26 protein-coding genes are annotated in these 24904 nt (G+C 34.4%); 19 read left to right on the forward strand and 7 right to left on the reverse strand.

Annotated elements, in window-relative coordinates; genetic code table 11:
* The first annotated feature begins 342 nt into the window (after window positions 1–342).
* The 4 genes from MHH66_RS09395 to MHH66_RS09410 all read left to right on the forward strand — a co-directional run bounded on the left by MHH66_RS09395 (window position 343) and on the right by MHH66_RS09410 (window position 4146).
* The gene (locus MHH66_RS09395; RefSeq protein ID WP_078185507.1) at window positions 343–2244 is read left to right on the forward strand and encodes an endonuclease MutS2; all 1902 of its coding nucleotides are present in this window, start codon (window positions 343–345) and stop codon (window positions 2242–2244) included.
* Between the two features lie 6 nt (window positions 2245–2250).
* Entirely contained in the window at window positions 2251–2775 is a 525-nt protein-coding gene (locus tag MHH66_RS09400) for a GNAT family N-acetyltransferase (RefSeq protein ID WP_078185508.1), read from the forward strand.
* Between the two features lie 160 nt (window positions 2776–2935).
* On the forward strand, window positions 2936–3646 hold the full coding sequence (locus MHH66_RS09405) for a histidine phosphatase family protein (RefSeq protein WP_078185509.1): 711 nt from the start codon (window positions 2936–2938) through the stop codon (window positions 3644–3646).
* Between the two features lie 47 nt (window positions 3647–3693).
* Window positions 3694–4146, forward strand: coding sequence for a hypothetical protein (locus MHH66_RS09410; protein WP_078185510.1), 453 nt, complete (start codon window positions 3694–3696; stop codon window positions 4144–4146).
* Window positions 4147–4222: 76 nt separating this feature from the next.
* On the opposite strand, the gene MHH66_RS09415 is transcribed toward MHH66_RS09410, so the two are convergent.
* Complete coding sequence (locus MHH66_RS09415) at window positions 4223–5188, reverse strand: quinone oxidoreductase family protein (protein WP_078185511.1); 966 nt, start codon at window positions 5186–5188, stop codon at window positions 4223–4225.
* A 123-nt stretch (window positions 5189–5311) separates the two neighbouring features.
* Here MHH66_RS09415 and MHH66_RS09420 point away from each other — a divergent pair, with 123 nt between their 5' ends.
* A complete protein-coding gene (locus tag MHH66_RS09420) occupies window positions 5312–6199 on the forward strand; it encodes a LysR family transcriptional regulator (protein WP_078185512.1) in 888 nt (295 codons plus the stop codon).
* Window positions 6200–6328: 129 nt separating this feature from the next.
* Here the strand turns inward: MHH66_RS09420 and MHH66_RS09425 are convergent, their stop codons facing one another.
* Window positions 6329–6817: a DinB family protein gene (locus MHH66_RS09425; RefSeq protein ID WP_063218593.1), complete on the reverse strand. Its 489-nt coding sequence runs from the start codon at window positions 6815–6817 to the stop codon at window positions 6329–6331.
* A 204-nt stretch (window positions 6818–7021) separates the two neighbouring features.
* Between MHH66_RS09425 and MHH66_RS09430 the strand changes: the two genes are divergently transcribed.
* Window positions 7022–7477 carry a DinB family protein gene (locus tag MHH66_RS09430; protein ID WP_063218592.1) on the forward strand — a complete coding sequence of 152 codons (456 nt, stop codon included), beginning with the start codon at window positions 7022–7024 and terminating at the stop codon, window positions 7475–7477.
* Between the two features lie 100 nt (window positions 7478–7577).
* Here the strand turns inward: MHH66_RS09430 and MHH66_RS09435 are convergent, their stop codons facing one another.
* Together MHH66_RS09435 and MHH66_RS09440 are read right to left on the reverse strand one after the other, a co-directional pair.
* Window positions 7578–7958: a hypothetical protein gene (locus tag MHH66_RS09435; RefSeq protein ID WP_063218591.1), complete on the reverse strand. Its 381-nt coding sequence runs from the start codon at window positions 7956–7958 to the stop codon at window positions 7578–7580.
* A 143-nt stretch (window positions 7959–8101) separates the two neighbouring features.
* A complete protein-coding gene (locus MHH66_RS09440; RefSeq protein ID WP_063218590.1) occupies window positions 8102–8866 on the reverse strand; it encodes a DUF817 domain-containing protein in 765 nt (254 codons plus the stop codon).
* Window positions 8867–9128: 262 nt separating this feature from the next.
* On the opposite strand from MHH66_RS09440, the gene MHH66_RS09445 reads away from it, so the two are divergent.
* The 6 genes from MHH66_RS09445 to MHH66_RS09470 all read left to right on the forward strand — a co-directional run bounded on the left by MHH66_RS09445 (window position 9129) and on the right by MHH66_RS09470 (window position 14805).
* On the forward strand, window positions 9129–10163 hold the full coding sequence (locus MHH66_RS09445) for a FecCD family ABC transporter permease (RefSeq protein ID WP_063218589.1): 1035 nt from the start codon (window positions 9129–9131) through the stop codon (window positions 10161–10163).
* A complete protein-coding gene (locus MHH66_RS09450; RefSeq protein WP_078185513.1) occupies window positions 10164–11180 on the forward strand; it encodes a FecCD family ABC transporter permease in 1017 nt (338 codons plus the stop codon).
* A 21-nt stretch (window positions 11181–11201) separates the two neighbouring features.
* Window positions 11202–12110 (forward strand): iron-hydroxamate ABC transporter substrate-binding protein, encoded by a 909-nt coding sequence (locus tag MHH66_RS09455; protein WP_078185514.1) that lies wholly within the window; start codon window positions 11202–11204, stop codon window positions 12108–12110.
* A 225-nt stretch (window positions 12111–12335) separates the two neighbouring features.
* Window positions 12336–12887: a GNAT family N-acetyltransferase gene (locus MHH66_RS09460; RefSeq protein WP_078185515.1), complete on the forward strand. Its 552-nt coding sequence runs from the start codon at window positions 12336–12338 to the stop codon at window positions 12885–12887.
* 374 nt (window positions 12888–13261) lie between these two features.
* On the forward strand, window positions 13262–14419 hold the full coding sequence (locus MHH66_RS09465) for an RNA-guided endonuclease InsQ/TnpB family protein (RefSeq protein WP_078185516.1): 1158 nt from the start codon (window positions 13262–13264) through the stop codon (window positions 14417–14419).
* Between the two features lie 158 nt (window positions 14420–14577).
* Window positions 14578–14805 carry a hypothetical protein gene (locus tag MHH66_RS09470; protein ID WP_001047525.1) on the forward strand — a complete coding sequence of 76 codons (228 nt, stop codon included), beginning with the start codon at window positions 14578–14580 and terminating at the stop codon, window positions 14803–14805.
* Window positions 14806–14876: 71 nt separating this feature from the next.
* Here the strand turns inward: MHH66_RS09470 and MHH66_RS09475 are convergent, their stop codons facing one another.
* Window positions 14877–16202 (reverse strand): ArsB/NhaD family transporter, encoded by a 1326-nt coding sequence (locus MHH66_RS09475; RefSeq protein WP_078185517.1) that lies wholly within the window; start codon window positions 16200–16202, stop codon window positions 14877–14879.
* 416 nt (window positions 16203–16618) lie between these two features.
* Between MHH66_RS09475 and MHH66_RS09480 the strand changes: the two genes are divergently transcribed.
* A complete protein-coding gene (locus MHH66_RS09480; RefSeq protein WP_000407039.1) occupies window positions 16619–16969 on the forward strand; it encodes a YojF family protein in 351 nt (116 codons plus the stop codon).
* Between the two features lie 15 nt (window positions 16970–16984).
* The gene (gene bshB2 / locus MHH66_RS09485; RefSeq protein ID WP_000439465.1) at window positions 16985–17647 is read left to right on the forward strand and encodes a bacillithiol biosynthesis deacetylase BshB2; all 663 of its coding nucleotides are present in this window, start codon (window positions 16985–16987) and stop codon (window positions 17645–17647) included.
* Window positions 17648–17760: 113 nt separating this feature from the next.
* Here the strand turns inward: bshB2 and MHH66_RS09490 are convergent, their stop codons facing one another.
* On the reverse strand, window positions 17761–18504 hold the full coding sequence (locus MHH66_RS09490; protein ID WP_002087632.1) for an SDR family NAD(P)-dependent oxidoreductase: 744 nt from the start codon (window positions 18502–18504) through the stop codon (window positions 17761–17763).
* 289 nt (window positions 18505–18793) lie between these two features.
* Here MHH66_RS09490 and MHH66_RS09495 point away from each other — a divergent pair, with 289 nt between their 5' ends.
* Window positions 18794–19072 carry a hypothetical protein gene (locus MHH66_RS09495; RefSeq protein WP_063218586.1) on the forward strand — a complete coding sequence of 93 codons (279 nt, stop codon included), beginning with the start codon at window positions 18794–18796 and terminating at the stop codon, window positions 19070–19072.
* Between the two features lie 412 nt (window positions 19073–19484).
* Complete coding sequence (locus MHH66_RS09500) at window positions 19485–19709, forward strand: hemolysin XhlA family protein (protein WP_002066432.1); 225 nt, start codon at window positions 19485–19487, stop codon at window positions 19707–19709.
* 66 nt (window positions 19710–19775) lie between these two features.
* On the opposite strand, the gene MHH66_RS09505 is transcribed toward MHH66_RS09500, so the two are convergent.
* A complete protein-coding gene (locus MHH66_RS09505) occupies window positions 19776–20342 on the reverse strand; it encodes a DUF5823 family protein (protein WP_063218585.1) in 567 nt (188 codons plus the stop codon).
* A 364-nt stretch (window positions 20343–20706) separates the two neighbouring features.
* On the opposite strand from MHH66_RS09505, the gene MHH66_RS09510 reads away from it, so the two are divergent.
* From MHH66_RS09510 to MHH66_RS09520, 3 genes are all read left to right on the forward strand, one after another.
* Window positions 20707–21906 carry a multidrug effflux MFS transporter gene (locus tag MHH66_RS09510; RefSeq protein ID WP_063218584.1) on the forward strand — a complete coding sequence of 400 codons (1200 nt, stop codon included), beginning with the start codon at window positions 20707–20709 and terminating at the stop codon, window positions 21904–21906.
* A gap of 115 nt (window positions 21907–22021) precedes the next feature.
* On the forward strand, window positions 22022–22954 hold the full coding sequence (locus tag MHH66_RS09515; protein ID WP_078185518.1) for a GNAT family N-acetyltransferase: 933 nt from the start codon (window positions 22022–22024) through the stop codon (window positions 22952–22954).
* Between the two features lie 518 nt (window positions 22955–23472).
* Window positions 23473–24864, forward strand: a complete 1392-nt coding sequence (locus MHH66_RS09520) for an amino acid permease (RefSeq protein WP_063218582.1) — start codon at window positions 23473–23475, stop codon at window positions 24862–24864.
* Window positions 24865–24904 lie beyond the last annotated feature (40 nt).

Here is a 24904-nt window from a genome sequence, read left to right on the forward strand (position 1 = left end):
ACTAAATAGGAAAAATTTAATGAAATAAATCGGATAAGACCAGGGGATTTTTATGTATATCATCCCCCTAATTTTGTCATGCATTTATTTCGAAACCTATGAAGATACCTACAATACTTTATAAAGCGTGTAATAAGGGGATTGCCATCTGTTTTTATGGCTTATTTTCTCATATGTTATTACACATGCCTTGTAAATGTAAAAGCTGCGGTATCCCCGCAGCTTTTTTGTATATGTTTTTAATGTATAAAAATGATAATTGAATAATGTAGAACTCATTGGAATCTAATGAGTAGGTATCTTCATTGATGATAAAAACCAATCATAGTGAGGAGAAACAAAATGAATACGATGACTTTTGAAAAGTTACAATATAACGAATTAAAGGATATAGTGAAATCTTATTGTGTAAGTGGATTAGGTAAAGAACTATTAAATAAATTAGAGCCGAGTACGAGTATAAAAGTAGTGAGGAATCGCTTGAATGAAACGACAGAAGCACGAGCTATAGTAGATGCAGAAGGGCATGTGCCTTTCTTCGGAATTTCTAATATCGCTAGTACAATTCAAAAATTAGAAAAAGGGATGATTTTAGATCCAGCAGAGTTAGTGAGCGTTTCAGACTTTTTACGTGGGTGCCGAAAGATTAAAAAGTTTATGCTAGATAAAGAATTTTTTGCGCCAGTATTAGCTTCCTATGCAAATTCAATGACTGAATTTAAAAGTATTGAAGAGGAAATTAACTTTTCAATTAAAGGAAATAGCATTGATGCAGCGGCTAGTAAAGAGTTAAAACGAATTCGAAATAACATTGATTCTGTAGACGGAAAAATAAAAGAACGTTTAACGAAGTTTTTAAATAGTAGTGCAAATAAGAAATATATTCAGGAATTCTTTATTAGTAAGAAGGACGATAGGTATACGATTCCAATTAAATCTTCTTATAAAAATCAAGTTGCGGGAAGTATAGTTGAAGCTTCCGCTAAAGGTTCAACTGTATTTATAGAACCGCATACGGTTACAAAGTTAAATACGGAACTCGCAAGTTGGAAAGCAGAAGAAGCGATGGAAGAGTATCAAATTTTAGCGACTTTATCAGGAATGGTATTAGAAAATATTTATCATATAAAAATTAATATGGAACTAATTAGCCAATATGATATGGTATTTGCGAAAGCGAAGTTTAGTAAATCAATCGATGGAATAGAGCCGAAATTAAACGATCATGGCTACATTCATTTAATGAATTGTAAGCATCCGCTTTTAAGTGGAAAAGTAGTACCATTAAACTTTGAAATCGGTCAAGAATATCGTAGTTTAATTATTACTGGGCCGAATGCAGGCGGGAAAACAATTGTGCTAAAAACAATTGGATTGTTAACATTAGCGACAATGTCAGGCCTTCACATCGCTGGAGATAAAGAAACGGAAATTGCTATTTTCGAAAATGTATTTGTAGACATTGGTGATAACCAAAGTATCGAAAATGCACTAAGTACATTTTCATCTCATATGAAAAATCTTTCTGAGATTATGAGGATGTCAAATAATAATACGTTACTGTTATTTGACGAAATAGGAAGCGGTACAGAACCGAATGAAGGTGCGGCGCTTGCGATATCTATTTTAGAAGAATTTTATCTTGCGGGATGTATTACAATTGCGAGTACGCATTACGGTGAAATTAAACGCTTTTCAGAAATGCACGATGATTTTATGAACGCAGCAATGCAATTTAATAGTGAAACACTAGAGCCACTTTATAAATTAGTGATCGGTAAATCAGGTGAAAGTAATGCACTTTGGATTGCGAATAAAATGAATGTGAGAGAACATGTACTGCAAAGAGCGAAAGAGTATATGGGAAATAAAGAATACGCTATAGAAAAAGTGAATGAAAGTAAGATTAGAAAACCGAAAATGGTGCAAGAAAAAAGAGAAAATGACTATGAATATAAAATCGGCGACCGTGTGAATTTGTTAGATCATAACGATTTCGGGATTGTATATAAGGAAAAAGATAATTTCTATAATGTCGTTGTATATTATAACGGTGAATTCGTTGAAGTGAATGTGAAACGTATTACTTTAGAGGTAGCGGCGAAAGAATTATACCCAGAAGGATATGATTTAAATACACTATTTGTTGATTATAAAGAAAGAAAAATGCAACACGATATTGAGCGCGGATCGAAAAAAGCGCTTCGTAAAATTGAAAAAGAAATAAGAAAGAATAGAGGATAATATAGAATGGTAACGATTAGACAAGAACAAAAAAATGATTATAGAAAGACAGAAGAAGTTGTAAAAGAGGCATTTTTAAATGAAGAATTTAGTGATAAAAAGGAACATGAACTTGTAAAACGTATTAGAGAATGTGACTCGTTTATTCCTGAATTATCAATCGTTGCAGTAGATGAGGAAATAGTCGGGCATATTATGTTATCGAAAATTACAATAGAACAAGATGGGACTACTGTAGATTCATTAGCACTTGCACCAGTTTCAGTTGTTAGGGGCCATCAGAAAAAAGGAATTGGTGGAAAGCTTATTGGAGCTGCGTTAGAAAAAGCGAAAGAACTTGGATACGGGTCAGTTGTAGTATTAGGACATCCAGAGTACTATCCGAAATTCGGATTTAAAAAAGCAAGTGAGTGGAATATAAAAGCACCATTTGAAGTGCCTGAAGAAGTGTTTATGGTAATGGAATTAACGGAAAATGCTCTTGAAGGTGTAGAAGGGGTTGTACAGTATTCGAGTGCTTTTGCTGAGTAGGAGAATCGATTAAGAAATGTAATCATAAAAGATGCTATCTTTTTGTAGGGATATACAGAAAGATAGCTTTTTTTATTAAGCAGATCTACTTACGTATATTTTGCTCAATGAATAATTGAGATGGTAAAATTGATATAGAAATGTAAAGGGAGAGAATATGATGAAGAATCGAGAAACAGATAGCAATGAGAATGTAGTTACGTTATATGTTACAAGACACGGTAAAACAATATTAAATGCGAATCATCGTGCGCAAGGTTGGGCAGACTCTCCGTTAGTAGAAAAAGGTGTGGAAGTTGCCTCTAATTTAGGAACGGGATTAAAAGATGTTCATTTTGCGAATGCGTATAGTAGTGATAGCGGTCGAGCGATTGAAACTGCTAATTTAGTATTAAAATATAGTGAGCAATCCACCTTAAAACTTGAGCAAAGGAAAAATTTACGAGAATTAAATTTTGGTATTTTTGAAGGTGAAAAACTTGAAAATATGTGGGATGTGGTTGGAAAAGCTGTGGGCGTTGCATCACCAGAAGAACTCATGAAGTTTTCTATTCAAGAAGTGATTAATCTTATTAGAGCAGCAGATCCTACGAAACAGGCGGAAGATTGGGAATTATTTTCTACTCGCATAAAAACAGAGATTGATAAAATTAGTGAAGAAGCTGCTAAAAATGGAGGTGGCAACGTTCTAGTTGTCGTTCATGGGCTTTTGATTACTGCCTTAATAGAAATGTTAGACAGTAGTAAAACAAAACTTGGAGTGGAAAATGCTAGTGTGACGAAGATTGTATATCAAGATGGGAAGTACACAGTCGAATCAGTTGGGGATATGAGTTATGTTGCAAAAGGGAAAGAAAGTGTGGAAATTTAACAGGGTGTATTACGATTCCTTTTAGATTTTCAAAATGGGGGGGAATAATGGATTTTCAAGATTTGATGGAATTTAAAGGATATATATATTTAAACAAATTGTTTGAACTTGAAGAAAATTCACTGAGGGTACTTATTGATAGGTGTAAAGTTAACAAAACTAAGGGACTCGCGAAAATTACAGATGAGGTTGAAATAGAAGCATCATCCATTGATGTTGATGACAATCTGCTAATTGTGCAATTGGATTTTGAATCGTATGTTGCTTACTCCGTTACTAATGAATCGTTTACTGTAATGGATGACTACGAAATTTCAGAAGGTAGAATTTTTAGAGTTTACTCAAAATCAAGATATTTGGATTTCGTTAAAACAGGAACAATTGCTGAATTTATATTTCCTGAAGAGCAGTTCGTTCACTATCAAATTCCTTGTTTGAACCATATCATCGACATTATTTCATATGATGAGCCGAAAATTACTGGAATAAAAAGAAACTAATAACATTCCATACTAAAAGAGCATCGGAATCGATGCTCTTTTAGTATGCTTATCTTTCCTTTTTAAAGTGGAACGATTACGGAATTAATAAAATCTTCCCAGTACTTTTACGGCTCTCTAATAATTCATGTGCAAGAGCACCATCTTGTAAAGAGAATGTAGTAGCATTCGCGATGTTTAATTTTCCAGTCGTAATCCAATCAAATAATTGAGTAGAGCGTTGCTTGCGTTCTTCAAAAGTAGTAAGAACGTTCCAAAGGTCTCCGCCAGTTAAAGTTTTTGAAGTATCCATAAGCATACGTGGATCTACAGGCGTGGGATTACCGCCAGCCATTCCATAGAATACAACGGTACCACCAACTTTAGTAGCTTTAAAACTTTCTTCTAAAGTAGAACCTACTGATTCATACACAACATTTACTCCGGCACCATTAGTTAATTCAAGTACTTTCGTAGGCCATGCTTCAGTATATAAAAATACGTGATCAGCACCAGCTAACGTAGCTACTTGTGCTTTTTCTTTTGATGATGTAAGACCGATTACTGTTCCGCCCAGTAGTTTAATCATTTGAACGAGAAGTTGACCAACGCCACCAGCTGCAGCGTGTACTAAAGCTATATCGCCTTGTTTTATTTGATAGCTATCTTTCGTTAAATAATGTGCTGTTAATCCTTGTAATAAGACAGAAGCGGCCGTTTCAAAAGAAATAGAGTCTGGAAGTGTAATTGCTTTTTCAGATGGAACGGCAACTAATTCTGCATTTGAGAATGGAACGTCAGCAAATGCAATGTGGTCTCCGGGATTGATAGTAGTAACGTTAGCTCCTACTTTTTCAACAATACCAGCGCCTTCATAACCTAATATATAAGGCGGGTTACCAGCGAGATGATAATCGCCGCGGCGTCTATAAATATCAGCGAAATTTAAACCGATTGCTTGCATGCGAACAAGAACTTCATTTGGATTTATGATTGGATCATGTATTTCTTTATATTGTAGTACATCAGCGTCTCCGAATGCTTCGAAACAAAGTGCTTTCATATGGAATACCTCCATTTATATTGTTTGTCGATGTTCTTTATCATACAATACAAATATCAATAGGCAAAGAGGATTATTTCGATAAAATCAATCGGAAATATCGATTGAAAAGAGGGATGATAAATGGAGATAAAACAATTAATTACATTTAAAGTAGCTGCAGAGACTTTGAACTTTACACAAACTGCGAAGAAATTAAACTTTGCTCAATCGAGCGTAACGGCGCAAATTAAAACGTTAGAGGCTGAGCTCGGTACGCCATTATTTGAAAGATTAGGAAAACGTCTTTTCTTAACTGAAGCAGGCAGGAAGTTTCAACTATATGCTGATAAGATGATTGCACTCAGTAACGAAGCGAAAATGGCTGTGAAAGATGATGAGGAAATAGCGGGTACGTTAATAATCGGTGCACAAGAAAGTCAATGTACATATAGGCTTCCATCTATATTAAAGAAATTTAAAGCACAATTTCCCCAAATAAAGCTTATATTTAAACCTGCACATTCCAATAAAGATGCGAAGGAACAATTGATGGAGGGGAAAGTAGATCTTGTATTTATTTTGGACGAATGTAAAACAGAGGATGTTTTACATGTGGAGCCACTTATGAAAGAAGAATTAAAAGTAGTAGCTGCTCCTACGCATCGTTTACTTGAACAACCTTCCGTTTCTACAAAAGATTTAGAAAGCGAAACACTTTTACTAACAGAACTAGGTTGCTCGTATCGGACTTTATTTGAAGAGTTATTCCGTGCGGAAGATGTATACCCAGCAAATAAGATCGAATTTGTTAGTGTCGAGGCAATTAAACAATGCGTTATTGCAGATTTAGGTATAGCAGTTTTGCCAGCAATAGTAGTAGAAAAAGATATACGAGAGGGAACGATAAAGGAATTAGTCTTAAAGAATACAATCACTCCGGTCTATACGCAAATTGCTTGGCATAAAGATAAATGGATGACAGCGCCACTGCAGCAATTTATTGAGGTGACGAGGGAGTCATTTCATTAACAGTTGTTATAGGTGAACCAGTAATATAGTAAACGATTAAGTTATTTAAATAGAGAAAGAGCATATTTTGAAAAAGATTAATCAAAACGTGCTCTTTATTTTTGTGTGCATTAAGTTCAGTTGTAGTAATTAACTAAGATCTGTATCAGGAGGCGTGTATCCGAGGTGACGAGCCATTGATACAATTTGGCCTTTATGGTGAAACTCATGAGTTTCTGTATGAGTTAAAAGCCATAGTGGAGTTGTACTCCAATGTTCTTTTTGCCATTTCACTTCATTTGCTATATTTTCGAGCCAACGGTCATTGTATTCATCTAAAAAGCGTTGTACAACTTCATCTACTAACTTAAACCTAGCACGGATTTTCTCGACATCTGCATGCTCAATTTCATCATCACTAGCGAATGAAAAATCTGCCCGTTTTTGCTTGAATGCGAATGTTCCAAGCCAGTATCGATAGCAATCGGCTACATGAATATGCGTCTTCATAATGCTACCGCTTCCGAAATTAGGAACCGTACTGTGCAATTTTTCTTGTGGAATTTCTTCCAAAAATGTAAATAGATTTTCCCTTGTAGAACTAATAAGATTATATTGTTGTTTTAAAACATCTAACATGTAATTACACTCCTCTTTTGTTTACTGTAATATTTGTGCAGTAAGTATTTCTATATTTATGAGGAGTGGTCCTTTTTTATTGTTTTCAGTAAGCATATTAGATGTATTTTTTAATTGTTTCTGATAGATTAAACAAGGTGAAACTTTAATAAGTTTAACATCCTTAGTTCATAATAAATTGTACATAAAAAAGGAGACGATAAAATGAATAGAATAATTGGTTTAAAACAATTTGAAATAACGCGTGGGGCATTACTTCAATTTATGGAAACGTTAGATGACAAAACTGCGGATACGCAGCCGGAGGGCTTTAACAATACAATTCGCTGGCATATCGGTCATGTGTTAACGGCAGCAGAAGTTTTCATGTTTGGAAAAGAGTTTAAACAATTACCAACTGAATATCCAGGTATGTTTGGATATGGTTCAAGACCATCTAAATGGAAAACAGAAGGGCCATCATTAGAAGTGTTAACGGTTCAATTAAAAGAACAAGCGAAGCGCATTCAAGAAATTCCAGCAGAAGCATTTGAAAATAAACTTCCAGAGCCATTTTTAGGGTTGGAAACAGTTGGAGAGCTTTACGGTATGATGCTTTATCATGAAGCAGACCATATTGGGCAAATGAAGGCGATGGAACGTCTTGTGAAATCTCTGTAGTTTTGAATTTAATTGCTTGAAAAAACGAAATCCCAGATGGATTTCGTTTTTTTGTAATTAGAAAATCGTTATCGGAAGGGTATTTAAGATTAATATCAACTTAATTAGAATCTAATATCTCAAGTTTCTTAGCTAACACCCAACCACTTAGACCATAAGATGCAAAAATGTTGTAATAAACATAATTCTCTTTTACCAATGTTTCCTCTAATTCTGTAATATTATCATAAGATATTGGCCAACCATAAGGTTTTTGTTCCTCTAATAATTTCTTATTCTCTTTAAAAAAATCTAGAAGGGGATATTCGTCTATATTAGAAATAATGCTAGAACTTAGATGAGTTTCAAAAAAGTGTGCTAAGACACCAGAAAAAATTATATTTACATTCCTTCCTGATTCAGTAAGGGTGTGTATATGAATTTCTTCTTTCTCAAGATTAACTTGGTATGAAATAATGGTATTGTCGTGAACGCTTATCATAGATTCACTCCCTAAATTATAGGCACTTGTTTTTTTGTTTATTCAATATGATTTTTTCCTTATTGTAATGTTTGAGAGAACTAGTGTGTTCAAATCTTTTGATGCATGATATTTATTTGAGTATAATGTGATGTATCATTTTATTATCCTTTCGACTGCTTCAAATGTTTGAGTTGTGTAACAATCATAATGCTAATAACAACGAGTAAAAACCATGAGCTAATTTTGCTTAAGTGAACGAGGCTCCATGTTTCCCGTTGATTTGGATATTGCCATGCTCCGAAGAAGGTAGCGATGTTTTCTGCAATCCAAATAAAGAATCCGATAAGGAAAAATGAGAGTACGAGCGGCATTTTATATGTAACGCCTCGTAATGAAAATTCCACAAATGTGCGAAAGAAAACAATGAATAAAATTAAAGTTAATACCCATCTAAAGTCATATAGAAAATGATGTGTAAAAAAATTAAAGTAAATCATTGCTCCTAGAGGTATTGCAAAAATAGCTTTCGGCCAATGATGCATTTGTAAATGCAATCTTCTCCACGCTTGGCATATGTAACTTGCGACACTCGCATACATAAAACCGCTGTAAAGCGGAACTCCGAAAACTTTTGAATACGCCTCTTCAGGATAACTCCATGAACCGAAATGTACTTTATATATTTCTAGTAAAAGGCCGATGAGGTGGAAGACAGTAATTACTTTTAGTTCATCTTTTGTTTCAAGACCTGTTTTGTACATAATCCACTGCATAAGAAGACATACGATGAGTATGAAATCATATCGGTACAGCCCTGGAATCGAAATGATTTTTGAAAGAGCAAGTGTTAAAAAAATAATGACAGGGAACAAACAGGATAATGCTTGTTCATAAGTAAAATAGAGTAGTTGTTTTACATAAAACATGTTTTCACCTTCAGGATTATTATTTGAAAAATCAAAATAATAACTTAGTATACTACAAATTTGAAAATAAAACAGTACGTCATTTTGCATGTATTTGGAAGTTTTAGAAGGGAGTTGTAATAAGTATTTTGATAGTTTAACAAAGTAAAAAAAAGTTTGCTATTTAAAAAAAGTGGGGATATAATATCTAAATGAAAATGATAATTATTATCAATAATGATTATAAATAAAAAAGAACTGAATATAAAGGATGAAATGAAACATGTTACATAAGTCTACTGTACATGCTGGCAATAATCGCTGGATACATATTAAGTTCATATGTTTCATGAGCTTAACAATTATATGTTTAATTGGAGCTATATTTTTAGCCGTTGCATTTGGTGCAAAGGATATCCATTTGCAAACTGTGTGGGCAGCGGTTTTTGATTATAATCCGAAATTAACACAGCATCAAATTATTTATGAATTAAGGCTCCCAAGGGTAATTGGCGCAGCAGTTGTAGGAGCTGCTTTTGCAGTCGCTGGAGCTGTTATGCAAGGGGTAACACGAAATCCTTTAGCTGATGCAGGTGTACTTGGAATAAATGCAGGTGCGATGTTTGTAGTAGCACTTAGCTTTGCTTTTTTCCCGCATATGCCGTATTCCTATTTAATGATTGTCTCCTTTATTGGAGCAGTTTTAAGTACAGTACTCATTTTTATTATTGGATCAGCAACATCAGGCGGGCTAACGCCGATGAGGTTAACGATTGCAGGGGCAGTTATGGCCGCGCTTTTACATTCGTTAAGTTCAGGTGTCGCGATTTATTATGACTTAAGCCAAGATTTAGCGTTTTGGTATGCTGGTGGTGTTGCGGGGGTTAAGTGGGAACACTTGAAATTTTTAGTGCCTATTATTCTCATAACAATTGTTTTTGCGACAGCGCTAGGGCGATCTATTTCACTCATATCCATGGGGGATGATGTCGCTACAAATTTAGGTGTAAAAACGAACCGAACGAGAATACTCGGGATGATTACGGTAGTGATTCTAGCAGGTGTTTCTGTTTCAGCTGTTGGTTCCATTGGATTTGTAGGATTGGTCATCCCGCACATTGCTAGAAAATTAGTAGGTGTTAATTATCAACTTATTATTCCTATGTCAGCATTATTAGGAGCTATTTTATTAGTTTTAGCTGATTTAGGAGCAAGAACAGTAAATCCTCCTAAAGAACTTGCGATAGGAATTATGGTAGCTCTTGTTGGAGTTCCGTTCTTCCTTTATATAGCACGTAAAGTTGGGAGGGAGTTATAAGTGAAGGATCTTTTTAGCACGGATAAAAAGAGAGCTATTACTGTAACTACAATTTTCGGATGTATAAGTATCGCTGTAATTTTGATTAGCTTAAATACGGGAACGCTGAGCATCGCACCGCTCAAAGTAATTCAAACGCTTTTTGGCTATGGTGATTTTGAGAGTGCAACCGTGCTATACGATTATCGTATGCCAAGAATTATAATCACAATGTTAGCAGGTATTGGCCTTGGGGTTTCCGGTGCGATTTTGCAAGGATTATCTCGTAATGCACTCGCAGATCCCGGGATTCTTGGATTGCATTCAGGTGCATCTTTCGGGATTATTATATTCGTTACTCTCTTTCATTCTATTAACGAGAGTGCATCGATTTTAATACCGTTATTTACATTTGGCGGAGGAGTGTTAGCTGCATTTCTTATTGTTTTGCTTGCGAGTGATCGGTCAAAAGGTTTACTTCCCATTAGACTTATTCTTGTTGGTATTGCAGTTTCAGCTGGTTTTAGTGCACTTTCGTTATTTTTCTCGCTCAAGTTAAATGATGAGACGTATACATTCGCTTCTAGGTGGTTAGTTGGTAACGTGTGGGGAAGAGATTGGATTCATGTCCTAGCATTATTACCTTGGATTTTGATACTAACTCCGTACGCATGGCTGAAATCCAAAACGTTAAATGCACTGTCACTAGGTGATAGTGTAGCAGCAGGACTTGGTGTATCTGTTCAAAAAGAACGGTTACTGCTTTTAGCTACAGCGGTAGGATTGTCTTGTGCAAGTGTATCAATGGCAGGGGGAATTGGCTTTATCGGCTTAGTTTCTCCGCATATCGCAAGAAAGTTAGTAGGTAGTACATATCAACATTTCCTTCCGTTAGCGGGCATAATTGGAATGATTATTTTAGTACTCGCGGATACGATAGGGCGATCTTTATTTGAGCCAAACTCTATTCCAGCTGGCGTAGTAGTAGCGACTTTAGGTGCGCCATATTTTCTTTATTTACTTACAAAAACAAAATAAATACTTCAAAGAGGAGAACATATGAAAAAGAAACTTACTATTTTATTTAGCATTATGTTTATTTTAGTATTATCAGCATGTGGTCAAACGAAATATAGTGAAGAGGCAACTAAAAAAACTGAAAAAAGTAATGATCCAAAAATTGCTTCTATGTCTATTCATTTAACGAATAACTTACTTGCATTAGGAATTACACCGGTAGGTTCTGTAATTGGTGGAGATTTAAAAGATTTCTTACCTCACGTGAAAGAACAGCTGAAAGATACGAAGAAACTGGGCGTTGTAACAGATCCGAATATGGAAGCATTACTACAATTAAAGCCATCTGAAATTTATGTGGATGAAAAATATGCTGGCAAAGATTTAGCGAAATACGAAAAAATTGCAAAAACACATACTTTTAATTTAGATGAAGGTACGTGGAGAGATCATTTAAAAGAAGTAGGTAAACTTGTAAACCGTGAGAAAGAAGCAGATAAATATATTCAAGACTATGAAGAACAATCAAAACGAGTAAAAAGTTTAATAGATAAAGAGTTAGGTAATAACGAAAAAGTAATGGCAATTCGCGTTACTGCAAAAGAATTACGTGTATTTAGTACGAAAAAACCGATGGGACCAATTCTATTCCAAGACTTAGGATTACAACCTGCAAATGGTGTAGAGAAAATTGATGGAAACCGTCCTTTCGAAGTAATTTCACAAGAAGTATTACCTGACTTTGATGCGGATGCTATTTTCGTTGTTGTAAACAGAGACGATAAAGCGAAAGCAGCATTTAAACAACTGCAAGAAACACCAATTTGGAAAGACTTAAAAGCTGTTAAAGGTAAGCACGTATACATTATTAATGATCAACCATGGCTTGACTATTCTGCTTTAGGTAACAAAATGGCAATGGATGAAGCAGAGAAAATGTTTACGAAATAATACAGTTTTGCTATTAGGAAAGGCCCTCTAAATTTGGAGGGTCTTTTTATTGTTTCTATTGTTAGAATAAATGAAAAATTATACAATGAAGTTAATTCAATATAGAGGAGATGTGCCAATGTCAGCGCTTATTGTAAGTATCCCGTTAAAAAAACAGTTTATGGAACAAGGGGATAAATAGGCTAGAATTATTGTCCCCGCTATTTAAAAAAGGGGGAGTTTTAGATGACAATTAATCTTTTTCAAGATAAAACAATTAAATTATCAGCTGTTAGAGAAACAGATACTAAAGTAATGGCTAAGTGGCAAGAGGATAGTGAGTATTTAAGAAATGTAGATACAGACTTAGCATGCCCGCAATCTTTACATGAAATATCAAATGATGGACTATTTAAGGGACGAAGATCGAATAGTATTTCTTTCCTGTTAAGAACAGTTCATGATGATCGCTTAATTGGTTTTGTTGCAATTCATGGCATAGAGTGGAATAACAGAACAGGTTTATTAGCAATTGGTATAGGAGATACAAAAGATAGGGGAAAAGGATATGGGAAAGAAGCAATACATCTTATTTTAAAGTATGCCTTCTATGAAATGAATTTACACCGCGTCGGTCTGGATGTTATTTCTTATAATAAAGCAGCCATTGCGCTATATAAAAAGATGGGTTTTCAAATGGAAGGTTGTATGAGAGAAGCAGTTCAAAGAGATGGAAAGTGTTTTGATCGAATGATTATGGGGATATTGCGGGATGAATGGATAGAGCTGCAAGATTAAAAGTACATTCCATATTATATATGTAGTATGCAGGAGATATAATGATTATTGGCGAAAATTTACAGTGCACTGATTGGATTTATAAGGGGTATTTAACAGTAAGTTAAAAATCTGGTAATCATAGACATGTGCATTAAAATATAATTATGAAACAATAAAAATCGAAAGAATTTTTAGAAATGCTTAACGTTTCCGTTAAAACATTGCAAAGATGGGGTAATCAAGTTTTTTTAACTGCTTACGGAAACACAAAAAGAAAATGAAAAATGATCTCCAGAAGAAGAACTTGTTCAAAATTTGCTATCTATCATTCATGTATGTATTCGTAGGATATATGATTGAGAAAATACAAAAATGTCGAGGGATAAAGAGATATGAAAAGAGCATATTTTATAGAGATAAAACCGACAAATGAACAAATAATCAAAATCAATCAAACAATTGGAGTGTGTAGGTACGTTTACAATCTGTATCTCTCCAAAAACAAAGAGATGTATGAATCAGAAGGAAAGTTTTTGAGGGGATATGATTTTTCTAAATGGCTAAACAATGTCTATACAAAAGAATGTAGCCAATGGATTAAAAAGGTATCTAGTAAAGCGGTAAAACAGGCAATTATGAATGGAGATAAAGCTTTTAAAAGATTTTTTAAGGGTTTATCTGGATTTCCGCGTTATAAGAAAAAGAAGAATCAAGATGTGAAATGCTATTTTCCTAAAAACAACAAAACAGATTGGACAGTAGAAAGACATAGGATAAAAGTCCCAACGATTGGTTGGATGAGGTTAAAAGAATATGGGTATATCCCCAAAAATGCGATTGTAAAAAGTGGAACGATAGGTAAAAGAGCAGGAAGATATTTTGTGTCTGTGCTTTGCGAATTGGAAGAAATAGAAACGAAGCCAACTCTCAATCAAACAGGTGTAGGGATTGATTTAGGGGTGAAGGATTTCGTTATACGTAGCGACGGTATCGTTCATGAAAACATTAACAAAACAATACAAGTAAAAAAGATAGAAAAACGGTTAAAACGTGAGCAACGTTCTTTATCGCGTAAATTTGAAAATATAAAAAAGAGAGGTGAACAATCTGTTACTAACAAAAGAGCGAATATAGATAAAAATATTCTTAGGGTGCAAAAACTACATGGCAGGCTAGCAAATATTCGGTTAGCGTATGTAAAGTCTGTTGTAAATGATGTGGTGAAAACCAAGCCAACGTTTATTACAGTGGAAGATTTGAATGTGAAAGGTATGATGAAGAATAAACATCTATCTAAAGCAGTTGCTAAGCAGTGCTTTTATACATTTCAAACATGGTTATTGACGAAATGTGAGGAATATGGAATCGAACTACGTCAAGTAGATACATTCTATCCCTCGTCAAAGTTATGCTCATGTTGCGGTCAAAAGAAAGTAGACTTAAAGCTATCCGACCGAGTATATGAATGTGACTGTGGAAATGTAATAGATAGAGATTTGAACGCGTCAATCAACCTTTTACAAGCAAAAAAATATACAATACTAACGTAAATGGATTGTATATATGTACGGTGGGCTACATCGGAATTTACGCCTGTGGAGTGTTACAGCAAACTGTAGTAGCGAGTTAGTGGCGAGACAGGACACATAGAGGCAGGAATACTCTAAGAATATACATTTGTCTATATTTTTAGTAGCAGTTATGCGAGATGAACTTAGAAAAAAGTAAGCCAGTAAACGAAGAGGTCGCTGAATTAAAAGAATTAATTAAAGAATTGCACGGAAGTGTGCACCAACTTCAAAGTGAAGTGCAGCAACTAAGGCATGAAAGACCGGTTGTTGAAGTGAGAAAAGGTGTTCAACTATCACCAACAATCGTCGGACAAATTGGTGGTATGATTTTAGGTGGATTAGCAATTATAGGTATATTTTGGTGATGAAAAAAGGTTTGTAGCATAGTGCTGCAAACCTTTTGTATTTGATGATATAATTTCGTACACTACAATTTCTACATTAAATAACGTAAATAAATGTAAGCATGTGATAACAATAGCGCAATGATAGTTAAGGGGAAGCCGATTTTTAAGAAGTCCATATAAGAGAATCCATGTCCTTCACGTTTTGCAATACCAGCAACGACTACGTTTGCTGATGCTCCAATTAATGTTCCGTTGCCTCCTAGGCAAGCTCCAAGTGATAACGCCCACCATAGTACTTCAATTTGCGGAGAATCGACAGATAGTCCGAGTCCTGTAGCTAAATCTTGAATAAGTGGAATCATCGTTGCGACAAATGGGATGTTATCAATTGTCGCAGATGCGATGCCAGATACCCATAAGATAAGTATAGCAGCGAAACCGATATCGCCATTTGTTACGTCGAGTACTTCTTTTGCGAGTGAAGAAATAAGTCCGGTATCAATTAATCCGCCAACGAGAACGAATAGTCCAGCGAAGAAGAAAATTGTTACCCATTCAACGTGGGCAAATACATCTTCAATATCATGTTCTTTCACACCGATTAACATAAGAAGTGTAGCACCTGTCATCGCAATAACGGCAGCGTCTACATGAATAATAGAATGAAGTACAAAGCCTAAAATAGTTAGTCCTAAAATCGTAATGGATTTTAAAAGGAGGCTCTGATCTTTAATATAATCTTTTTCATTTAATGCCATTAGCTTTTCGATTTGCTCAGGCGTTGTTTTTAGTTTGTTGCGATACATGAAGTAAATAATGCCAAGTGTAACGATAGAAATAATGATTACGATTGGAGCTAAGTTTAGTAAAAAGGCATTAAAGTCTAAATGCTTATTAGCTGATCCAATCATAATGTTAGGCGGGTCACCAATTAATGTTGCTGTTCCGCCTATATTTGAAAATAGTACTTCTGAAATTAAATAAGGAACAGGATTTACTTTTAAAATACGTGTAATGGATAGTGTAACAGGTACGATTAATAATACGGTTGTTACGTTGTCCAAAAATGCAGAACCGACAGCAGTTAATAGGGATAGTAATAATAAAATGCGGATTGGTTTTCCGCCAGCTGCTTTTGCTGCTTTTATGGCTACAAATTCAAATACGCCTGATTGACTCGTAATATGTACGAGAATCATCATCCCAATTAAAAGGGTAATCGTTTCCCATTGAATATGCGATGTGAAAGCAGTATGTAAATCTACAATTCCAAAAATAATCATAATAGCAGCACCGAATAGTGCGATTACAGCACGATTCAATTTCTCAGAAATAATAAAACCGTACGTGACTAAAAATACGGCAATTGTAAAATAATATTGCCAATTTGCTACTTCATGTGCTGATTGTTCCAATCATGTCACCTTCTTTAAAGTATGTATTCAATTGTCGAAATGTATCTCGCTGTATTAATACGGGATAAAATATATTGTAGCAAATTCAAAAAAGAAAGAAAACTATTTAACAATGTGAAGGAAAAAATGTGATTTTTACATATCATATAAAGTGAAACTTTAATCAGTGGGGGTTTTTGTTCATCCCCCACTGATTATTAGCCCTCACCAATCGGGCATTTACGGATAGTTGATTTCCCACCTAGCTGACGTGTGTTCGCTGGATTTTGGGGTGGGAATCTTACTATTCGTTAATGCGGGATAAAAAATATAAAAAACACAGTGCAAATTATTAGGAAAAGTGGGCGTTGTCCTCTAATATAGAGATAGCAATTTACATTATTTTTGCGTAAAATGGTTTAAAGAGGTGAATTCCGATGGAAATAGTAAAAGATAGTTCTCTTATTCAAAATGAAATTGAACGTTTTGTAAATAAAGATGTATATATTCATTTAGAAACGACGAATGGAGCGTATGCGTCACACTTTAATGAAAAGATGATGACAGTAGGAGCATTCATTCGAAATGCAATTATTCGCTTTGAGCGTGGGAAAATAACTGGAACAAACCCATACCGAGTTGGTTTGAAAATGGATCATGGCTGGGTATATGCAGAAGGCATTACGCACTGGGAAGTAGACGATAAAGAGCGTTTATTACTAGCAGGGCATGATAACCAAGGCCGCTTAGCGGTAGCGCTTGAGCTAAGCTTAACGCCATTTAAGTAAGAAGGAGGGAAACTTATGGAGAGACATGTACTTGTTGTATTTCCGCATCCAGATGATGAAGCATTTGCTGCGGGAGGAACAATTCGCTTATTAACAGATCAAGGAGTACCTGTAACGTACGCATGTGGTACTCTTGGACAAATGGGACGTAACATGGGGAAAAACGTATTCGCTAACCGTGAAACGATTCCAAATATACGTGAAAAAGAATTAAAAGATGCATGTGAAGCGATGGGGATTCAAGATTTAAGAATGCTCGGTTTCCATGATAAAACGTTAGAATTTGAAGATGTTGATTTTGTTGCTGATAAAATCGAAGCGATTATTCAAGAAGTAAATCCATCTCGAATTATTACATTTTATCCAGAACACGGCGTACATCCGGATCATGATGCATTTGGTCGCGCTGTAGTTCGCGCTGTATCACGTATGCCTAAAGAAGAACGTCCAGCCATTCATGCGGTTGCGATTACGAGAAATCGCGAAGCAGTACTCGGTGAACCGGATGTTGTAAATAATATTAGTGAAGTATTTGAACATAAATTAGCTGCACTAGGCGCGCATCGTTCACAAACGGAAGCGATGCTAGAAGAAACGCATGCAAAAATAAAAAACAAAGACGCAGCAACATTAAAATGGCTGCAACTTGAACAGTTTTGGACTTATAAATGGGAGTAGGCTAGAAGGGTACCTTCTAGTAGCTCTTACATAGAAAAAGCGCCGTCACTTGTGATGGCGCTTTTTGTATTAAAGACTATATATTTCTTAGAGCCGTACTTCAAATTTTAAAATTAGCGTGCAGTATAGCCTCCATCAACAAGAAGTGTTGTACCATTAACAAAGCTAGCATCATCACTTGCTAAAAATAAGACAGCTTTGGCTATTTCTTTTGGTGTTCCAAGTCTGCCTTGTGGATGAAGTGAAGCTAAATATTCTTTCTGTTGAGGATTAACACTACCAAGTAAAGGGGTGTCAATATAGCCAGGGCACACCGCATTAATACGTATTCCATATTTAGCGTAGGCAGTACATAAATTTTGAGTTAATAGTTTCACACCACCTTTTGCAGAGGAGTATGCTGTTGGGGTAGGTAATGAAACAAAACTATGAATCGAACCAGCGTTAACGATGACACCGCCTGTACCTTGTTTAAGAAATTGTTCAATCGAATATTTATCAGAAAGGAATACCCCAGACAAGTTAATATCAATGGTTCTTTTCCATTTTTCATAGGACAGTTCGTTTGCCGGTGCATCATCAGCAACGCCGGCATTGGCATACATAATATCTAATTTACCGTATTTACTTACTGTCTCATGGATTAGCTGTTTAATATCTGCTTCTTTTGTTACATCAGTTTTAATAAATAATGTATTATATCCATGTGCATTCAATTCATCTGATAGGCCTTTTCCACGTTCAGAAAAGTCAGCAATAACTACTTTTGCACCTTCTTCAATAAAAAGGCGAACAGTGGATTCACCAATTCCACTTGCACCACCAGTTATGATTGCTACTTTGTCTTTTAATTTCATATAAACCTCTCCATTCATCAATGAATTTAAGTCAAATTTTTTAGTCTGGTTATATCACTATTAACCTTAAATAATAAGTAGATAGAAGAAAAAATTAGAGTTTACTTAATTATGAGAGTACTAATTTTTTTCTTTACTTTCTTTCTTTCTTTCTTTTTTGCACTTAATCCTTTTAGAAATGATATTTAGTAATAGTGTATAAGAAGCGTATATTTTGAATTACTTAATAGATTGATATATATTTATATTGATTAAATGATTTTAGTTTGTTAAAAATGGGGAAATCGATATGAAGATTAAATTTGCTGTAATAAAAGATGAAAATTTTGATTTTAGTCTATTAGAAACAAAATTATTGAAAACCTTTAAAGAAGTGGATAGTAAAGCTGATATTGTAAAAGTTGAGGATGAAATTTTTGAAAACAATGCTATTCAAACACATTTAGTGGCAATCAGCATTAATGTTCATGGGAAAAATATCGGATATAGATCTGCTTCAGCTAGTATATTTCTTGTACTAGAGAGTTTATCAATACAGCTAGTTCATATTAATATTAGTATACATTAAGTAGCTAAAAAAGCTGATTTTTAAGAAGAGAATACTGACTATATTGAGTTTTAAATGTGAGAATGGTGATTTAAATAATAGTAATTATCGTAGGTGCTACCGCATGTTGGATTGCATCTTGTTTGTTGTTAAAAAAATAAAAAAGGCTTTAAATATGCTACAGGTCTTTATGAAACGGCATATAAAGAGTACTTAGAATACATTATTAAAGTGGAATAACGAGATTTCTTTTTATAGCACATATTATCTAAACGAAGACTTATATATAGGAGAATGGAAACGTGTAAGTAATTCAATTAGATTGTACAAATAATTTGGTGTGCGGATATACGGAATGTATTCACAGGTAAGAGGGTTGTCTCATAATATATATATAGTTTTTTCTATTGAGATGAACAGATGGTGTGAATATATGGAAGATGTTTACGCTAAAATTGACAGTCTCAAGGCGGAGCAAAAAGAAATTATGAGAGACATTCGTAATTTAGAAACGCGTACCACTATTAATGAGAAAGACATAGCAACAATCAATAAGCAATTGGAAAAAATAAGTACAAACATAACTTGGATTTTGCGAATTATTATAAGTGCAATAGTAATGTCAGTTTTGGGGTTGATATTAAAAGGGATGATTTAATCTTGTGAAATAGGACGATATAAAAGAAAGAGGGGAGCTCCCCCTTTCTTTTATGTAAATGAGAAGCTATAAATTTTCCGTTTCTTTTTTATCTGCATATTTTTCCTCTAAGGAAATTAATAGAGGAATTGATATAGTTACAAGAATGATTAAAGTGGTTATAAAAGATTTAGAAAGAGAAAAAGAACCTTCGATTAAAGGTGATAAAAACTTGAATGAAAGTATACTTGTTATTAAGGAAACTACTAAAAAGCTAAAAAGAGACACATTTTTATTTTTGATAGATGTTTCTATAAAATCTTTAAGACAGCTTATGACGACAAATATAGTTAATATAATAAGAGAAATAAAATAATGTGTTAAATTTGTCATACTAATAGTAGAGTCGTCTATTATGTAAGCAAGTAACTTAGATACTAACATACCTCCAAACAATAAAATAATAAAAGCAAGTAATCCTTCTGATATATAAGTGCTGAAATTATCTTTCTTGTTAAATAGTTTATAGTTTAGAGTAGATTGGATTATTTGAATTAGGAATAGGGTAATAATCCACACATAATATACAATTGTTAATTCTCCTGAGAATAGAGAAATTAGGAAGTTTACTATGGTCCTTAAAATTTCAATCATTACAAAAGTCCTCCTGTTTGTAAGCTTTGCGACATTAAAAAATGCTAGTCTATCGTTTGATAATTAAATCCATTAATTCAAACCATCCCTAATTATTCCATAAAAAGGTGATGGTATCAAGTTATCCTTCTAACAAATCCTCCAAGGCTCAACACTAGAAAAAGAAATGTAATATGTAATATAATTGAAAAAGCATATATTAAAATCAATGTTAATATTACCCTCCTATATGTATTAACATGCGTAATTGAGGTGTTTTCTTTGTTGTTTTATGATCGAATTTCTATAATGGCCCCTCCTGTTCCGTAGCTAAGGAAAGTCTATTCATTTCTGAGATTTTCAAAGTTATAGGAGGGTATTAAAAATGAAAAAAGTCTCAGTACCATCACTTTGGTTAATGATCATTCTTGTGGCATTTCCGCAAATTAGTGAAACGATTTACACACCGTCTTTACCAGACATTTCAAAGGCTTTGCACGTAAGTAATAATGAGGTACAGCTAACACTTAGTGTTTATTTTGCTGGATTTGCTTTAGGTGTATTTTTTATTGGATGGTTATCAGATATAATTGGTCGTCGCCCAGCAATGTTATTTGGAATTGTAGTATATGGGGCTGGAAGTTTCTTATGCTATATTGCCAATTCTATTGAATTTTTATTGTTTAGTCGTTTTATTCAAGCATTTGGAGCAAGTGCTGGCTCAGTTGTGACACAAACGATTCTTCGTGAAAGTGTAGAAGGGCATAAACGTCATGTTATGTTCGCTCAAATTTCGGCAGTCATTGCTTTTACACCAGCGATAGGTCCGCTAATTGGGGGCTTTCTGGATCAAATGTTTGGATTTAAAATGGTATTTTTAAGTTTAGTAGTTATGAGTGTCGGGATTTTTCTGTATACTTTTGTTTCTCTTCCGGAAACAAAAACGGACTCAGTAACGAATAAAATAAATGTCTTTTCAGTGTTAAAAAGATTAATTACAAATCCGAAAGTAGTAACATATGGGTTATTAATTGGAGGAGCAAATGGTGTTTTATTTAGCTATTATGCAGAAGCGCCGTTTATCTTTATTGAATACTTTCAGTTATCACCTAGTATGTACGGATTTCTAGGAATTGTAGTTGCTTCTGCTTCTATTATTGGAGCGAAAGTTTCAAAACGGTTACTGCCTATTTATAAACCGGAGAAAATCATATATATAGGTTGTATTGTAATGACAGTGGGAGCAGTCATCTTATCTGTTATTACTTCTGTTGGATCAAATCCCAACATAATATATATGATTGGATTTTTAGTAGCGATGTTTATATTGCTATTAGGAATTGGGGTAGCGTTACCGAATTGTCTTAGCTTAGCGTTAGTAGATTTTCAAGATGTCATTGGTACAGCAGGTGCATTATTTAGCCTAGGGTACTATATAATAGTGACGGTGACAATTGGGGGTATGAGCCAGCTTCATACAGGTTCATTAATGGTGATGCCACTGTATTTTCTGGCTATTGTAGTTATAATGTCAGTGTTTACTAGGGTGTTTATTTTTAGTAAGAAAGTTGAAAAAGCAGTTTAATTATGTAATAGGAAAAGAGTCTCATTGGAAAATGAGACTCTTTTGTATTATTTGTTAACTGATTGTTCAGATAATGATAAAATTTAACTAACTCAAAAAAGGAGGTAAGTACAATATGAACGGTCTAAATGTTAAAGTAACTACACAAGAAGATTTACAACAAATTTTAAAACTATGTGCAATTTATGATCAAGCTATGTACGGTGAAATTGATACAACGGTAGAGGACATTACTAACTCATGGAAAGGTATTGATATTAGTAAAAGTTCTTATGTTGTTATGAATGAAGATGAAATAATCGCTTATGGAATTTTGACAGGTAATGAAGGGCAGTTTCCATCTGCCGTATTTGTAAACCCTGATTATTTGAATCAAGAAATTGAACATGTAATCTGGTCAAAACTTGAAGAGCGTGCTACGGAGCTTGTTAGTAATTCGTCTTGTTTGAATTGCACGATTGTAACACAAGCAAATAATTTCTATGAGGAAAAAGTTTTAGGAGAAGCTGGTTTTATTCCAACTCGTATTTGGTGGGGGATGGGGATTGAATTGCATGGAAATGTTTCATCACCAATATGGCTAAATGGTGTTACGGTGCGCCATTACATACAGGATTTGGATGATGAGAGGTTACATAAAGCTTTTAATGAAGCCTTTGCAGACCACTGGAATTCGCAACCTTCAACTTTAGAAGAGTTTTTGCAGCGTACTGAAAGAGAGGGATTTCATCCTACATTATGGTCACTAGCAATGGTTGAAGATGAAGTAGTGGGTTTTATCTTTAGTAAAAAAGGTACTGATAATAAAGCTGAAATTACTCACCTAGGTGTAAGGTGTTCTAATCGGAAACAAGGCTTGGCATTAGCGCTATTACATCATGCATTTGGCCTACTTTACGAAGAAGGGATTTCAAAAGTGCAATTAAATGTAGACTCCGAGAATATTACAGGTGCACCTCGCGTATATGAAGCAGCTGGAATGGAAGTAAAGAGTAAATTCGTTCGCTTTGATAAGGAAATCCGTGCGAAGGATGTATATGATATGTAATTTTACTGATATATTATATTTCCAGGTGAGATGTTAATAGAGCGTTTAGAAAGCATGAAAATATATTTTTAAAATGGTAGTAGAAATGGAAATGAAATTCTTTTAAAGTACGTTATCAACTATAAATATTGAGGTATATGATATATGAAACCGAGGTAGATAGGATCTCCTCGGTTATTTATATTGTAATAACATTCATACCGGAATCATATTGAATAGATGTATTTTATTGTTAATTTAGTTAAAAATTAATCAAACTAATATATAATAATTTACTGAAAAAATAATTGAATTTTTCAGATAAATGAATTAATATGAAGTGAGCAATTTTAAATTTTATAGAAAATAGGAAGATGAGGGGTTTTGGGAATTTTATAAGAGGCAAAATGAGATTTTAGGATAGCTTTAAAGTTAGTCTAAAATGACGTTTGTTTCATCATTTTCAGGGCCAAACAGGAATTAGGGTACACCATCTTACTTTAAATGCGGCTATGAATCATCTAAGAGGGGGAAATGAAGTGGCAAACAAAGAATTGAAACGAGGTTTAGAAGCACGTCATATTCAAATGATTGCTTTAGGCGGAACAATTGGTGTTGGTTTGTTTATGGGGTCAGCCAGCACGATTAAATGGACAGGTCCGTCAGTAATGCTTGCATATGCAATCGCAGGTGTTTTCATCTTCTTCATTATGCGTGCCATGGGAGAAATGTTGTATATGGAGCCAAGCACAGGTTCATTTGCGACATTTGGTCACAAATATATTCATCCGTTAGCTGGTTATATGACAGCGTGGAGTAACTGGTTCCAGTGGGTTATTGTTGGGATGTCAGAGATTATCGCAGTTGGAGCGTATATGAAATATTGGTTCCCGGATTTACCGGCTTGGATACCTGGTATTATCGCGATGGTTATTCTTGGTGCGGCTAACTTAATTTCTGTTAAGTCATTTGGTGAATTTGAATTTTGGTTTGCGATGATTAAAATCGTTACGATTCTATTAATGATTATTGCGGGATTTGGACTTATTTTCTTTGGAATTGGTAACGGTGGAGAAGCGATTGGCATATCTAACCTCTGGGTAAATGGCGGTTTCTTTACAGGTGGTTTTTCAGGATTCTTCTTTGCATTATCACTTGTAGTTGGAGCGTATCAAGGTGTGGAATTAATTGGGATTACTGCTGGTGAAGCGAAAAATCCGAAGAAGACACTTACTAGAGCAATTCAAAGTACAATTTGGCGTATTTTAATTTTCTATATTGGTGCTATTTTCGTTATTGTAACTGTTTATCCTTGGGATCAATTAAGTTCAATTGGTAGTCCGTTCGTAGCAACTTTTGCGAAAGTTGGTATTACGGCAGCTGCGGGACTTATTAACTTCGTTGTTATTACAGCCGCAATGTCTGGTTGTAACAGTGGTATTTATAGTGCTGGACGTATGCTTTATACACTAGGTGTAAATGGACAAGCACCGAAATACTTTACGAAGATCTCTAATAACGGTGTACCTTTATTCGGTACAGTTGGTGTAATTATCGGTTTAGCGGTTGGTGTTGTTTTAAGTTATATTGCACCGAAAAACTTATTCGTATATGTATATAGTGCGAGTGTACTTCCTGGTATGGTGCCATGGTTTGTTATTTTAATTAGTCAAATTAATTTTAGAAAAGAAAAAGGAGCAGAGATGAAAGATCATCCATTCAAAATGCCATTTGCTCCTGTTACAAACTATTTAACAATTGCCTTTTTAATTATGGTATTAATCGGAATGTGGTTTAACGATGATACGCGTATTTCATTAGTTGTAGGTATTGTTTTCTTAGCTATCGTCACAATTAGTTTCTATGCTTTCGGAATAGGGAAACGACCTCCGTTAGACGTTCAAAATGATCAAGAGATTTCAAGTAAATAAAGATAGTAAAAAGTCCGATTTCTCGTTTAGAAATCGGACT

The organism is Bacillus sp. FSL H8-0492 (assembly GCF_038006145.1).
Taxonomy (GTDB): Bacteria; Bacillota; Bacilli; order Bacillales; family Bacillaceae_G; genus Bacillus_A; species Bacillus_A mycoides.